At 73.5% G+C, this 13,188-nt stretch carries 11 protein-coding genes; 9 read left to right on the top strand and 2 right to left on the bottom strand.

Annotated elements, in window-relative coordinates:
• Positions 1-15 precede the first annotated feature (15 nt).
• Together AB0367_RS30030 and AB0367_RS30025 are read left to right on the top strand one after the other, a co-directional pair.
• Positions 16-2,409 (top strand): phosphoketolase family protein, encoded by a 2,394-nt coding sequence (locus AB0367_RS30030; RefSeq protein WP_366229830.1) that lies wholly within the window; start codon positions 16-18, stop codon positions 2,407-2,409.
• The gene (locus AB0367_RS30025) at positions 2,406-3,368 is read left to right on the top strand and encodes a nitroreductase (RefSeq protein WP_366229828.1); all 963 of its coding nucleotides are present in this window, start codon (positions 2,406-2,408) and stop codon (positions 3,366-3,368) included. The genes AB0367_RS30030 and AB0367_RS30025 overlap by 4 nt, the downstream gene beginning before the upstream one ends.
• A gap of 108 nt (positions 3,369-3,476) precedes the next feature.
• Here AB0367_RS30025 and AB0367_RS30020 read toward each other — a convergent pair whose 3' ends face one another.
• Together AB0367_RS30020 and AB0367_RS30015 are read right to left on the bottom strand one after the other, a co-directional pair.
• Positions 3,477-3,803 (bottom strand): HPF/RaiA family ribosome-associated protein, encoded by a 327-nt coding sequence (locus AB0367_RS30020; RefSeq protein WP_366229826.1) that lies wholly within the window; start codon positions 3,801-3,803, stop codon positions 3,477-3,479.
• A 136-nt stretch (positions 3,804-3,939) separates the two neighbouring features.
• Positions 3,940-4,890 (bottom strand): methionyl-tRNA formyltransferase, encoded by a 951-nt coding sequence (locus AB0367_RS30015; protein ID WP_366229824.1) that lies wholly within the window; start codon positions 4,888-4,890, stop codon positions 3,940-3,942.
• A gap of 177 nt (positions 4,891-5,067) precedes the next feature.
• Here AB0367_RS30015 and AB0367_RS30010 point away from each other — a divergent pair, with 177 nt between their 5' ends.
• Genes AB0367_RS30010 through AB0367_RS29980 form a run of 7 tightly spaced genes read left to right on the top strand, consistent with a single transcriptional unit; the run spans position 5,068 to position 13,187 of the window.
• Positions 5,068-6,414 carry a lysine N(6)-hydroxylase/L-ornithine N(5)-oxygenase family protein gene (locus AB0367_RS30010; protein ID WP_366229822.1) on the top strand — a complete coding sequence of 449 codons (1,347 nt, stop codon included), beginning with the start codon at positions 5,068-5,070 and terminating at the stop codon, positions 6,412-6,414.
• Entirely contained in the window at positions 6,411-7,523 is a 1,113-nt protein-coding gene (locus AB0367_RS30005; RefSeq protein ID WP_366229821.1) for an iron chelate uptake ABC transporter family permease subunit, read from the top strand. Before AB0367_RS30010 ends, AB0367_RS30005 begins: the two co-directional genes overlap by 4 nt.
• Entirely contained in the window at positions 7,520-8,584 is a 1,065-nt protein-coding gene (locus AB0367_RS30000; protein ID WP_366229820.1) for an iron chelate uptake ABC transporter family permease subunit, read from the top strand. The genes AB0367_RS30005 and AB0367_RS30000 overlap by 4 nt, the downstream gene beginning before the upstream one ends.
• Positions 8,581-9,423: an ABC transporter ATP-binding protein gene (locus AB0367_RS29995; RefSeq protein WP_366229819.1), complete on the top strand. Its 843-nt coding sequence runs from the start codon at positions 8,581-8,583 to the stop codon at positions 9,421-9,423. Before AB0367_RS30000 ends, AB0367_RS29995 begins: the two co-directional genes overlap by 4 nt.
• Positions 9,401-9,640 carry an MbtH family protein gene (locus AB0367_RS29990; RefSeq protein WP_366229818.1) on the top strand — a complete coding sequence of 80 codons (240 nt, stop codon included), beginning with the start codon at positions 9,401-9,403 and terminating at the stop codon, positions 9,638-9,640. The genes AB0367_RS29995 and AB0367_RS29990 overlap by 23 nt, the downstream gene beginning before the upstream one ends.
• A 23-nt stretch (positions 9,641-9,663) precedes the next feature.
• A complete protein-coding gene (locus AB0367_RS29985; protein WP_366229817.1) occupies positions 9,664-11,397 on the top strand; it encodes an ABC transporter ATP-binding protein in 1,734 nt (577 codons plus the stop codon).
• Positions 11,394-13,187, top strand: coding sequence for an ABC transporter ATP-binding protein (locus AB0367_RS29980; protein WP_366229816.1), 1,794 nt, complete (start codon positions 11,394-11,396; stop codon positions 13,185-13,187). The genes AB0367_RS29985 and AB0367_RS29980 overlap by 4 nt, the downstream gene beginning before the upstream one ends.
• The last annotated feature ends 1 nt before the right edge of the window (position 13,188 follow it).

Genomic DNA, 13,188 nt, shown 5'->3' with positions numbered 1-13,188 from the left:
AGGAAGGAATCAGCGGTGACCACTGTCGCGGAACGTCAGGTAGGTCAGCTCAGCGACGACGACGTCGCGCGGCTCGACGCCTGGTGGCGAGCGAACAACTACCTCACCATCGGTCAGATCTACCTCCAGGGCAACCCACTGCTGCGCCGGCCGCTCGAGCCGGGCGACATCAAGCCGCGCCTGCTGGGCCACTGGGGCACGAGCCCCGGGCTCTCGTTCATCTACGCGCACACGTCTCGGCTCATCCAGCTCACCGGCCAGCGGACGATCTACCTCGCCGGCCCGGGCCACGGCGGCCCGGCGCTGGTCGCGGCCGGTTACCTGGAAGGCACCTACAGCGAGATCTACCCCGCGGTCTCGCAGGACGAGGCCGGCATGCTGCGGCTGTTCCGGCAGTTCTCCAGCCCGGGCGGCATCCCCAGCCACGTGTCGGTGACCACGCCCGGCTCCATCCACGAGGGTGGCGAGCTCGGCTACGTCCTCGTGCACGCCTTCGGGTCGGTGATGGACAACCCCGACCTGCTCAGCATCGCCGTCGTCGGCGACGGGGAGGCGGAGACGGCCCCGCTGGAGGGCTCGTGGAAGGGCATCTCGTTCCTCAACCCGGCCCGCGACGGCGCGGTGCTGCCGATCCTGCACCTCAACGGCGCGAAGATCGCCGGGCCGACCGTGCTCGCCCGCAAGGACCCGGCCGAGGTCCGCGCGCTGCTGGAGGGCCACGGCTACGAGGTGCTCGAGGTCAGCGGCGATGACCTGCCGGGCATGCACCACCGGTTCGCCGCGACGCTCGGCGAGGCGTGGAACAAGATCCGCGCGATCCAGGACGCCGCACGCGACGGCGAGTGGGACGGCACGCGCCCGCGCTGGCCGATGATCATCCTGCGCTCCCCGAAGGGCTGGACCGGCCCGGCGGAGGTCGACGGCGTCCAGGTCACCGGCACGTGGCGGTCCCATCAGGTACCACTGTCGGGCGTGAAGGAAAACCCGGAGCACCTGGCGATCCTGGAGAGCTGGCTGCGTTCCTACCGGCCGGAGGAGCTCTTCGACGACGCCGGGGCCCCGGTCGGGCTCGTGCGAGCCCTGGCCCCCGAGGGCGAGCTGCGGATGAGCGCCAGCCCGCACGCCAACGGCGGGGTCCTGACGAAGGACCTGGACATCCCCGACTTCCGCAAGTACGCCGTGGACGTGCCCGAACCCGGCACGACCCGCGCCGAGTCCACCCGCCGCCTCGGCGAGATGCTCCGCGACATCTACAGCGACAACCCCGACCGGTTCCGCCTGTTCTGCCCCGACGAGACCAACAGCAACCGCCTCGGCGCGGTGTTCGAGGTCTCCGACCGCGCCTTCGCCGAGCGGGTCACCGACGACGACGTGGCGATCGGGCGCGACGGGCGGGTCATGGAGGTGCTGTCGGAGCACAACTGCCACGGCTGGCTGGAGGGCTACAACCTGACCGGCCGGCACGGCATGTTCGCCACCTACGAGGCATTCGCGATGGTGTCGGCGTCGCAGACCGTCCAGCACGGCAAGTGGCTGCAGGAGGCCAAGCGGCTGGCGTGGCGGGCGAAGGTGCCCAGCCTCAACGTGCTGCTCACGTCCACCGCCTGGCGCAACGACCACAACGGCTTCTCCCACCAGGGTCCCGGCCTCATCCAGGTGGTGCTGACCCAGCGCGGCGACGTCGCCCGGGTCTACCTGCCGCCGGACGCCAACACCCTGCTGTCGGTGGCCGACCACTGCCTGCGGTCACGCTCGTACATCAACCTCATCGTCATCGACAAGCAGCCCCAGCTGCAGTGGCTGTCCATGGACGAGGCGGTCGAGCACTGCACCCGCGGCGCCGGCATCTGGCAGTGGGCCGGCACCGACGACGGCTCCACCGACCCGGACATCGTGCTGGCCTGCGCCGGCGACGTGGTCACGATGGAGACCGTCGCCGCCGCGCAGATCATCCGGGAGCGGCTGCCGAAGTTCCGGGTCCGGGTCGTCAACGTCGTGGACCTCATGACGCTGCCGCGGGTCAAGGACCACCCGCATGGCATGAGCGAGACCCAGTTCACGGAGCTGTTCACCGACACCGTCGACGTGGTGTTCGCCTTCCACGGCTACCCGGGCGCCATCCACCACCTGGTGCACGGCCGCCCCGACGCCGACCGCTTCCGGGTTCGCGGGTTCGTCGAGGAGGGCACCACCACGACGCCGTTCGACATGACGGTGCGCAACCGGGTGTCGCGCTACCACCTCGTCATGGACGCCCTCAACAACGCCAAGCGGCTCCCGCCCGGCGCGACCGAGCTCAAGGCGTGGTGCGAGCGCAAGCTCGCCGAGCACGAGGCCTACGTCGTCGAGCACCTCGAGGACATGCCGGACGTGCGGGACTGGAGCCTGCGAGGAGGGGTGCAAGCGTGACCGTTCCGGTCACCGACGCGCTGGCCGCGGCGGCGGATGCCGCCCGGCTGGCGCCGTCGATCCACAACACGCAGCCGTGGCGGTGGGTCGTGCGCGGCGACCGGCTGGAGCTCTACGCCGTGGCGGACCGGCAGCTGCGCGAGCAGGACCCGGACGGCCGGCTGATGGTGCTCAGCTGCGGTGCCGCCCTGCACCACGCCCTCGTCGGGCTCGACGCCGAGGGCTGGACCGGCCGCGTCGAGCGACCTGCCGGCGAGCCCCTCGCCGTGGTGCACGCCGAGCGGCACGACCCCGCCGACCCGCACGCCATGCGGCGCATGCAGTTGCTGCGTGTGCGGCACACCGACCGCCGCGTGGTCAGCGACGAGCCGGTGCCGGCGGACGTGCGGCAGGCCCTCGTCGACGCGGCGCGGCGGGGCGGCGCCCGGCTGCACATCCTCAACCGCGACCAGGTGCTGCAGCTGGCGGTGATGATCGAGCACTCGGGCGAGGCCCAGCAGCACGACGAACGGATGCGGGCCGAGACCGCGACGTGGGTCGGCGGTTCCCGGCCCGAGGGCACCGGCCTGCCGGACGAGGTCATCCCGGTCGAGCTCCCGCTCACCACCGTCGCCGAGCGCGACTTCGGCGTCGCCGGCAGCCTCACCGCCGGTGCCGGTCACGACACCGCGGCGTCCTACGCCGTGCTGTACGGCGACGGCGACGAGCCGGTGGACTGGCTGCGGGCTGGAGAGTCCTTGAGCGAGCTGTGGCTGTCGGCCACCACCAACGGCGCGACCGTCCTGCCGCTGAGCAGCCCGGTGGAGCTGGACTTCACCCGGCAGGCGCTGCGGCGCATGCTCGGTGAGACCGGTTATCCCTATCTGGTGCTGCGGCTGGGGACCGCGGACCCGGACCACGCCGGTCCGCCGCACACCCCGCGCCTGCCGGCCGAGCAAGTCATCGAGACCGTCGAGTGACGACGTTTGCGTGACCTGAAAATACAACAGCAGTACAACAGCAAATACAGCGGCGGTGCGGGCACCCCCCCGGTGCCCGCACCGCCGGTTTCCGCGCCGGCCCGGCCGTTACCGGTGGGCGTGCGCGTGGGTGTTGTGCCGGTCCAGCCGGGTCTGCAGCCGGTCCTGAAGCAGGTCCAGCGCCTCATAGGGCGTGTCGGCGGCCGCTTCGGCGTGCAGGACGTGGCCGTTGAGGTCGATCTCGGCCCGTGCCGTCACCGGCCGCAGCGCGGCGGGGTTGCCGATCCGGTCCAGCCGGACCCGCGCGTACAGCACCGGCCGCGCCGTGTGCCCGAGCACGGCGGTGACCTTCTCACGGGCGTACTGCTGCAACCGCGGCTCCATGCCGTCCTGCAGTTGCACGTTGACCTCGACCTCGTCGTGAGTGCGGGACATCGTCATCGTCCTTTCGCAGCCCCGGCGGCGGGGATCCGGCCGCTCGAGATCAATTTGATCTCCAACGCCCGGGCCGGCTCCAGGGTCTTCCGGCCCGACCGCACGGACGTAAGGCCTGTTCCGGAGGGTCGTTTCGTTACTCCGGCCGGCTGGTGAGGTAGCCGCCCATCGTCCGGAAGTAGTCGACGGCGGGCAATTCGGATCCGTCGGCCGTGCGCACCCGCTCGACGGCCAGCCCGTGGCTGCCGCCGCGGCGGGCGCGGGCTCCCGCGACGATGACGACGGCGTCGCCCTCGCGGATGAAGATCCGGCCGGGCGTGCCGCCGTACCGTCCATTGGAGACGGACGCGGCCACGATGCGGATCCGCTCGCCCTTGTGGTAGGTGAACGCGTTCGGATACGGGTCGGACTGCGCCCGCACGAGCCGGTCGAGCTCCTCGGCCGACCAGGTCCAGTCGATGCGGCTGTCCTCCTCCGCCCGCTTGTGGAAGAAGCTGGCCCGCGTGCGGTCCTGTGGCGTCCAGTCGGTGCGTCCGGAGGCGATGAGCGCGAGCGCGTCGACGGTGATCGGGCCGAACAGCGCGAGGGTCTTGTGGAACAGGTCGGTCGTCGTGTCGCGGGGGCCGACCGGCACGGCGCGCTGCAGGACGATGTCGCCGGCGTCGAGCTCGCCGTCCATCATGTGCGCGGTGACCCCGACCTCGGGCTCGCCGTTGATGAGCGCCCAGATGAGCGGGGAGAAGCCGCCGTAGGCCGGCAGCAGCGAGTCGTGGACGTTCAGGGTGCCGAGGCGGGGCAGCTCGAAGATGCGCGGGGGAATCCAGGTCCGCCAGTTCGTCGCGACGATGACGTCCGGGTCGGCCCGCTTGAGCGCGTCGAACAGTTCGTCGTCGTCCGGACGGTCGCGGACGAGCAGGTTGACGTCGTGCCCGGCGGCGAGGTCGGCGACCGAGTCGCTCCAGATCCGTTCGTACGGGTGGTCGCTCGCCGGGTGGGTCACGACCAGTGTCACCTCGTGCTCGGACGCCAGCAGCGCCTGTAGGGTGCGGTGCCCCCAGGTCTGATACCCGAACATGACGATGCGCATGGCTCCTCCTGCGAGCGGTCCGAGAGCGTTACTGCCATCGATCGGCGAGTTAGGTTAGTCTAACCTCACTTCACCCCGTGACAGGTGGCGAAAGTAAGGTTAGGCTACCTTAACTTCGCACCGTGGGTGCCGGGGTTGAGGTCGCCGAGCCGGGCTCGGCGTGACGATGGGACTGCGATGCCACAGACGCGTCACGATGGCGCTGTGCCCGTATACGACCTCGTCGGGGTCGGTTTCGGTCCGTCCAATCTGGCCCTGGCGATCGCCGTGCTCGAACACAACGCCGAGGCGGACGAGGCGTCCGCCGCCGGCGCCGTGTTCCTGGAGCGCCAGCCCGGGTTCGGCTGGCACCGCGGCATGCTCATCGAGGACGCGACGATGCAGGTGTCCTTCCTGAAAGACCTGGTCACGCTGCGAAACCCGCAGAGCTCGTTCAGCTTCCTGTGCTACCTGCGCGAGCGCGGCCGCCTGATCGACTTCGTCAACCACAAGAGCCTGTTCCCGCTGCGGGTCGAGTTCCACGACTACCTCGAATGGGCCGCCACGCGCGTCGACGCCATGGTCCGCTACGGCCACGAGATGACCCGCGTCGTACCGGTGATCTCCGACGGCGTGGTCGAGGCGTTCGACGTCGAGGCCCGCGACGGCACGGGAGCCGTCACCGTGTTCCGCACCCGCAACGTCGTGCTCGCCGGCGGGCTGAGCCCGGCGCTCCCGCCCGGCGTGACGCCCTCACCGCGGGTGTGGCACAGCCGCGACCTGCTGACCAAGGCCGACCAGCTCGCCGGCGCCGACCCGTCCCGGTTCGTCGTGGTCGGGGCCGGCCAGAGCGCCGCCGAGGTCACCGCGTTCCTGCACGAACGGTTCCCGGACGCCGAGGTCTGCGGAGTCCTGAGCCGGTACGGCTACAGCCCCGCCGATGACAGCCCGTTCGCCAACCGCATCTTCGACCCCGGCGCGGTGGACGAGTTCTTCGACGCCTCGGCGCAGGTCAAGGCGATGCTGCTGGCCTACCACGGCAACACCAACTACTCGGTCGTGGACACCGACCTCATCGAGGCGCTCTACCGCCGCGTGTACCAGGAGAAGGTCCTGGGCCGCCAGCGGCTCCGGCTGCTCAACGTGACCCGGCTGGTGGCCGCCGCCGACCAGGGCGAGCGGGTCGCGGTGACCCTCGAGGCGATGCTCACCGGCGAGCGGACCGTCCTTACGGCCGACGTGCTCGTCTGCGCCACCGGCTACCACCAGGCCGACCCGTTCGCGCTGCTCGGCGACTTCGCCGAGCGCTGCGAGCGGGACGAGCACGGCCGGGCCAGCGTCGAGCGGGACTACCGCCTGCGCACCGACGACGGGGTGCGGGCCGGGGTCTACCTGCAGGGCGGCACCGAGCACACGCACGGCCTCAGCTCGTCGCTGCTGTCCAACACCGCAACCCGGTGCGCGGAGATCCTCCAGTCGGCCCTCGCCCGCCGCGACGCCGGGCCCGTCATGTCCGGCCCGGCCCGGGCCGGCACCTTCGCGTGAGCCGGCCGGGTCCCCAGGTCGCCCCGCCGGTCACCTCGCCCGCCCCGACCACTGCGGCGGCCGGCGACGGCTCGCCACAACCGCGGCCACGACCGGCGACCGGGCTCGCGGCGACGAACGCCCGCCGCTTCCTGTGGCTCGCCTGGGCCGTCGCGGCGCTCGGCGTCTGCTGCCTGCTCAGCATCGTCGTCGGTACCAGGAATCTCTCCCTGGGCACGATCTGGGACGCGTTCGCGCACTACACCGGGACGGCCGACCAGTCGATCGTGCGGGACCTGCGGGTGCCGCGCACGCTGCTCGCGCTGCTCGTCGGCGGCGCGCTCGGCATCGCCGGAGCGGTGATCCAGGGCGTCACCCGCAACCCGCTCGCCGACACCCAGGTGCTCGCGATCAACGCCGGCGCCGGGCTGTTCGTGGCGGTCGCGATCGCCCTGTTCGGGCTCTCCGGGATCACCGCGTACGTCTGGTTCGCCTTCGCCGGCGCGGCGGCCGCCATGGTCCTGGTGTATGCGCTCGCCGCCGTCGGCCGGGGCGCCCTCACCCCGGTCCGGCTGCTGCTGGCCGGCGTCGCGCTCGGCGCGGTCCTCGACGGCGCCTCCGCCGGCATCCGCCTGCTGCGCCCCCGCGCCTTCGACTCCCTGCGCTTCTGGGACGTCGGCGCGCTGACCGGGCGCGGATTCGACGTCATCTCCGCGGTCGCCCCGTTCATCGTGGCCGGGCTCGCGCTGGCACTGTTCGTCGCCCGGTCCCTCAACACGGTCGCCCTCGGCGAGGATCTGGCCCGCTCGCTCGGCGCGAACATCGCCCGCACCCGCGCCGCCGCGGTGCTGTCGGTGACGCTGCTGGCCGGTGCGGCGACCGCCGCCGTCGGGCCGATCGGCTTCGTCGGCCTGATGGTCCCGCACGTCGCCCGCTGGATCGTCGGGCCGGACCAGCGCTGGATCTTCGCCTTCACGCTCGTCGGCGGCCCCGTCCTGCTGCTCGCCGCGGACATCACCGGCCGGCTGGTGCTGCGCCCGGGCGAGCTGCAGGCCGGGATCGTGACAGCCTTCGTCGGCGCACCCGTGCTCATCTGGCTGGTCCGCCGGCGCAATGCGAGCGCGCTGTGAAGCGGACGGGCGCCGCCGTCGACTTCGGCCGCCGGGTGCTCGTGCTGCGCGCCGGCCGGGCCGCGTCCTCGCGCGTCGGGCTGCGCGCCGCCGCGACCTGTGCCGTCCTGCTCGTCGCCGCCGTGGCGGTGGCGGTGCTCGCGCTCGGCAGCGGCGAGTTCACCGCGTCGCCCGCGGAGGTGCTGCGGGCGCTGGCCGGCGACGGCTCGCGCGCCGTACGGCTGGTCGTCGTCGAGTGGCGCCTGCCCCGGGTACTGCTGGCGCTGCTGGTCGGTGCGGCGATGGGCCTGGCCGGCGCGATCTTCCAGGCCCTGACCCGCAACCCGCTGGGCAGCCCCGACGTGATGGGGTTCAGCACCGGCGCCTACACCGGCGTGCTGGTCTGCATCGTCTTCGTCGGGCGCGGCTATCCCCAGATCGCCACCGCCGCCTTCATCGGCGGCGTCGTCACCGCGGCGCTCGTCTACCTGTTCGCCCGCCGCGGCGGGGTCCAGGGATTCCGGCTCATCGTCGTCGGCATCGCGGTCAGCGCCGTGCTCGCCTCGCTCAACCAGTGGTTCATCATCAAAGTCGGCCTGCACACCGCGATCACCGCGACCGTGTGGAGCCAGGGCACCCTCAACGGTGTCGGCTGGGACCGGGTGGCACCCGCCGCCGTCACGGTCGGCGCCCTCGGCGCGGCCCTGCTCGCGCTCGGACCCCGGCTCGGGCTGCTCGAGCTGGGTGACGACGCGGCCGCGGCCCTCGGCGTGCGCGTCGAGGGCATCCGGCTGGCCTACCTCGGGCTCGGCGTGGCCCTGACCGCGGCCGCGACCGCCGTCGCCGGGCCGATCTCGTTCGTGGCGCTCGCCGCGCCGCAGCTCGCGCGCCGGCTGGCCCGCACCGCCGGCATCGCCCTGGCGCCGTCGGCCGCGATGGGCGCGCTGCTGCTCATCACCGGCGACTGGGTGGCGCAGCACGCGTTCGCCCCGACCCAATTGCCGGTCGGCGTGGTGACCGCGTCGCTCGGCGGCCTGTACTTCGTGTGGCTGCTCCTACGGCAAGCGAGGAGACAACCGTGACCCGGCTGCGCGCCGAGAACATCACCGTCGGCTACCAGCGCCGGACCGTCAGCACCGGCCTCGACCTGGAGATCCCCGACGGCCGGTTCACCGTGATCGTCGGGCCGAACGCGTGCGGCAAGTCCACCCTCCTGCGCGCCCTCGCCCGGCTGCTCACGCCCGCCGCCGGGCAGGTCGTCCTCGACGGCAAGGCGATCCACGCCTACCCGGCCAAAGAGGTGGCGCGCCGCCTCGGGCTGCTGCCGCAGTCGTCGGTCGCGCCCGAGGGCATCTCGGTCGCGGAGCTCGTCGCGCGGGGCCGCTTCCCGCACCAGCGGCTGCTGCAGCAGTGGTCCCGCGAGGACGAGGCCGCCGTCGTGGCCGCGATGGCGGCGACCGGCGTCGCGGACCTGTCCGGCGAGCCGGTCGACACGCTGTCGGGCGGGCAGCGCCAGCGGGTGTGGGTCGCGATGGTGCTCGCCCAGCAGACGCCGATCGTGCTGCTCGACGAGCCGACCACGTTCCTGGACATCGCCCACCAGGTCGAGCTGCTCGAACTGTGCCTGCGGCTCAACCGCGAGCAGAACACCACCATGGTCGCCGTCCTGCACGACCTCAACCACGCCTGCCGCTACGCCGACCACCTCGTGCTCATGAAGAACGGGCGGGTCGTGGCCGAGGGCGAGCCCGGCCGGGTCGTCACGGCCGAACGCATCGAGGCGGTGTTCGGGCTGCGCTGCCTGATCATTCCCGACCCCGAGACCCGCACCCCGTTGGTGATTCCCCGCGCCGGCGACCTGCACCGCACGCCGGCATCAGCAGAAAGGACGCATGAGAATGTCCAGCAACCCGTTCGATGACGAGAACGGCACGTTCTTCGTTCTGATCAACGACGAGGACCAGCACTCGCTGTGGCCGACCTTCGCCGTCGTACCCGCCGGCTGGCGCATCGTCTTCGGTGAGGGCGGCGCGACCGCGCGCCAGGAGTGCCTCGACTACGTCGAGCGGCACTGGGCCGACCTGCGCCCTCGCAGCCTGCGCGAGAGCATGGCGCGGGACTCGGCCCCAGCCGCATGAGCCGGTCGCGCGTGATGCCGCCGGTGACCGGATCCCGGATCCTGTGGCGCGCCGTCACCCGCAACCGGAAGCGGCTCGTCGCCGGCAGCGGCCTCATCTGCCTGCACCAGCTCGCCGAGGCGGCGGTGCCGATCCTCATCGGCGTCGGCATCGACCGGGCCGTCGCGCCGGGCGACGGCCGCGCGCTGCTGGTGTGGGTCGCGGCGCTCGGCGGGCTGTTCGTCGCGGTGACCACCTGCTACCGCTTCGGCGCGCGCCAGCTCATGCTCGCCATCGCCAACGAGGGGTACCTCATGCGAGGCGAGGTAGCCGCGAAGATCATGCATCCGAGGGGCATCCGCACCGAGCTGCGCGCGGGCGAGCTGCTGACGGTGTCGAGCACCGACGCCGACAACGTCTCCTACCTGCTGGACTACATCCCGCGCATCGCCGGGGCGGTCACCGCCACCATCGCCTGCGCCGGCGTGCTGCTGTCCATCGACGTGCCGCTCGGCGTCCTCGTGCTCGCCGGCACGCCGCTGGTGCTGCTCGGCATGCAGGCCGCCGCGCCGCGGATCACCCGCCGGGTGACCCGCCAGCAGGAGCTCGCCGGCCGGGCCAGCGCCCTGGCCACAGACCTGGTCACCGGGATCCGCCCGCTGCGCGGCCTCGGCGCCGAGCGGGCCGCCGACCAGCGCTACCGCGACATCAGCCGCCAGTCGCTCGGCGCCGCGCTGGCGGCCGCCCGCGCGCAGGGCTGGAACCTGGCCGCATCGACCGCCGGCAGCGCCCTGCTGGCCAGCGGCGTGGCCGTGCTGGCCGGTTGGTTCGCGCTCGACGGGCGGATCAGCGTCGGCGAGTTCATCGCCGTCATCGGGCTCGCGCAGTTCCTGCTCGAACCGCTCGGGCTGCTCGCGATCGTGCCCAGCTGGGTCGCGGAGGCCCGCGCGTCGGCCGATCGCACCGCCCTCGTGCTCGCCGCCGACGTACGCCTGCCGGAGGGCACCGCGCCCGTCGGCTTGGTCGAGGGAGCCGCGCCGCGGCTGGACGTCGTCCGGCTGCGCCACGGCTCCCTCGACGGGCTCGACCTGACGGTGCGCCCCGGCGAACTCGTCGGCGTCGTCGCGGCGCGCTCCGCCGACGCGGAGGCGCTGATGCGGGTGCTGTCCGGCGGGGCGTCGCCGGACGAGTACGACGGCACCGTGTCGCTCGGCGGCACCGTCCTGCACGAGCTCGACCTCGACCGGGCCCGCGCCGCGCTGCTCGTGGAGCCGCACCGCACCGACCTGTTCACCGGCACCGTGGCGACCAACGTCGCCGCCACGACCGGCAGCGGCGCCGCCGCCGGAACGACCGCGCGGCCCGACGGGTTCGACGAGGCGCTGGCGGCCTCGGCGGCGAACGAAGTCGTCGCCGACCACCCGGACGGCGCCGAGCGCGCCGTCGCCGAGCGGGGGATGAGCCTGTCCGGCGGGCAGCGACAGCGACTCGCCCTCGCCCGCGCGCTGCTGGCCCGCCCGCCCGTCCTGGTGCTGCACGACCCGACCACCGCCGTGGACGCCGTCACCGAGCACGCGATCGCCCGGGCCGTGCGGGCACTGCGGCACGGCGAGGACAGCGGCGAGCGGTACGCGACGCTCGTCGTCACCAGCAGCCCGGCCCTGCTCGCCGTCGCCGACCGGGTCGTGGTGCTCGACGCCGGCCGGGCCCGCGCCGAGGGCCGCCACGCCGAGCTCGGCACCGCCGACGAGGACTACCGCAGGATGGTGCTTCGATGAGTATCGACTCCTCGCTGCCGATCGCCGATCGGCGGGAGACGCTGCGCTGGCTGCGCGGCGAGCTGGGACGGCGCCGGGGCGGCGCGATCCTCGCGGCCGGGATTGGCGTGCTCGCCGCCGCGGCCGCGGTGACCCCGGCGTACGCGCTCGGCGTGCTCGTCGATCGGGTCCGCGCCGGCGCCGGCGCCGCGGCGGTCGTGCCGATCGCCGTGGTCATCGCGGCCGCCGCGGTCGTGGCCGGCGTGACGGCCGGCCTGTCGAGCTACCGCATCGCCCGCCTGGGCGGCGACATCCTGGCCACGCTGCGGGAGCGCGTCGTCGCGCGGGCGCTGACCCTGCCCGCCAACCGGCTCGAACGCGCCGGCGCCGGCGAGCTGCTCTCCCGGGTCGGGCCGGACGTCGCGGCGGTCGGCAAGGCGGTGACCGACGTGGTGCCGACGATGATCGCCTCGCTGCTGCTCGGCACGCTGAGCCTGCTCGCGATGGTCGGCATCGACTGGCGGCTCGGCCTGGCCGGGCTGCTGGCGGTGCCCCTGTACGTGCTGGCCCTGCGCTGGTACCTGCCGCGCTCGGCGCCCGTCTACGCCCGGGAGCGGGTGGCGGTCGCCGAACGCTCCCAGCTGCTGCTGGAGAGCGTGCAGGGCCGGCGCACCGTGCACGCCTACCGCCTGGAGGCGCCGCACCTGGCCGGGATCGACACCGCGTCGGCGCGCGCCCGGGACCTGTCGGTGTCGGTGTTCACGCTGTTCACCAGGTTTGTCGGCCGGGTCAACCGGGCCGAGTTCGTCGGCCTCACCGCGATCGTCGTGACCGGCTTCCTGCTCGTGCGCGCCGGCCAGGTGACGGTCGGCGGTACGGCCGCCGCAGCGGTGCTGTTCCACCGGCTGTTCAACCCGATCGGCATGCTGCTGTACACGTTCGACGAGCTCCAGGCGGCCGGCGCGAGCCTGGCCCGGCTGGTCGGCGTCGCCGGCATGCCGGACGAGCCGCGGCCCCAGGAACCGGCCGCCCCACCCTCGGGCGCGCTGCTGGAGGTCCGCGACGTGCGGTACCGCTACCCCGGCGGGCCGGACGTGCTGCACGGCGTGAGCCTGCGCATCGAGCCGGGTGAACGGGTCGCCCTGGTCGGCTCGACCGGCGCCGGCAAGTCGACGCTCGCCGCGATCGCCGCGGGAATCCTGCGACCGGCGGCCGGACTCGCGGCGATCGGCGGGGTGCCGCTCGCCGACCTCGACCCGCCGGCCCTGCGCTCCCGGGTGGCGATCATCAGCCAGGAGACCCACGTCTTCGCCGGGCCGCTGGTCGAGGACCTGCGGCTGGCCCGGCCCCGCGCCACGGAGGCGGAGGTCACGGCCGCGCTGGCGACGGTGGGCGCGGCGGCCTGGGTCGCCGACCTGCCCGACGGGCAGCACACGGTCGTCGGCGAGGGCGGGCACGAGCTGACCGCCGCGCAGGCCCAGCAGATCGCCCTCGCCCGGCTCGTCCTGGCCGGCCCCGCGGTGGCGATCCTCGACGAGGCCACCGCCGAGGCCGGCAGCTTCGGCGCCCGCGACCTCGAGGCCGCGGCGCTCGCGGCGACCGCCGGCCGCACCACGCTGGTGGTCGCGCACCGGCTCACCCAGGCCCGCGCCGCGGACCGGGTCGTCGTGCTGGAGCACGGCCGCGTCGTGGAGGAGGGCACCCACGACGAGCTGCTGGCCGCGGGCGGGCGTTACGCCGCGCTGTGGGCCGCCTGGGAGGCGCGCACCCCTGGACCCCGCCCTACCGCTGTTTCCCTGAGCACTGACTGAA

It is taken from the genome of Dactylosporangium sp. NPDC051484 (genome assembly GCF_040689395.1).
Classification (GTDB): Bacteria; Actinomycetota; Actinomycetes; order Mycobacteriales; family Micromonosporaceae; genus Dactylosporangium.
The sequence above is the reverse complement of the archived record's forward strand: the minus strand, read 5'-3'. Positions and strand labels throughout refer to the sequence as shown.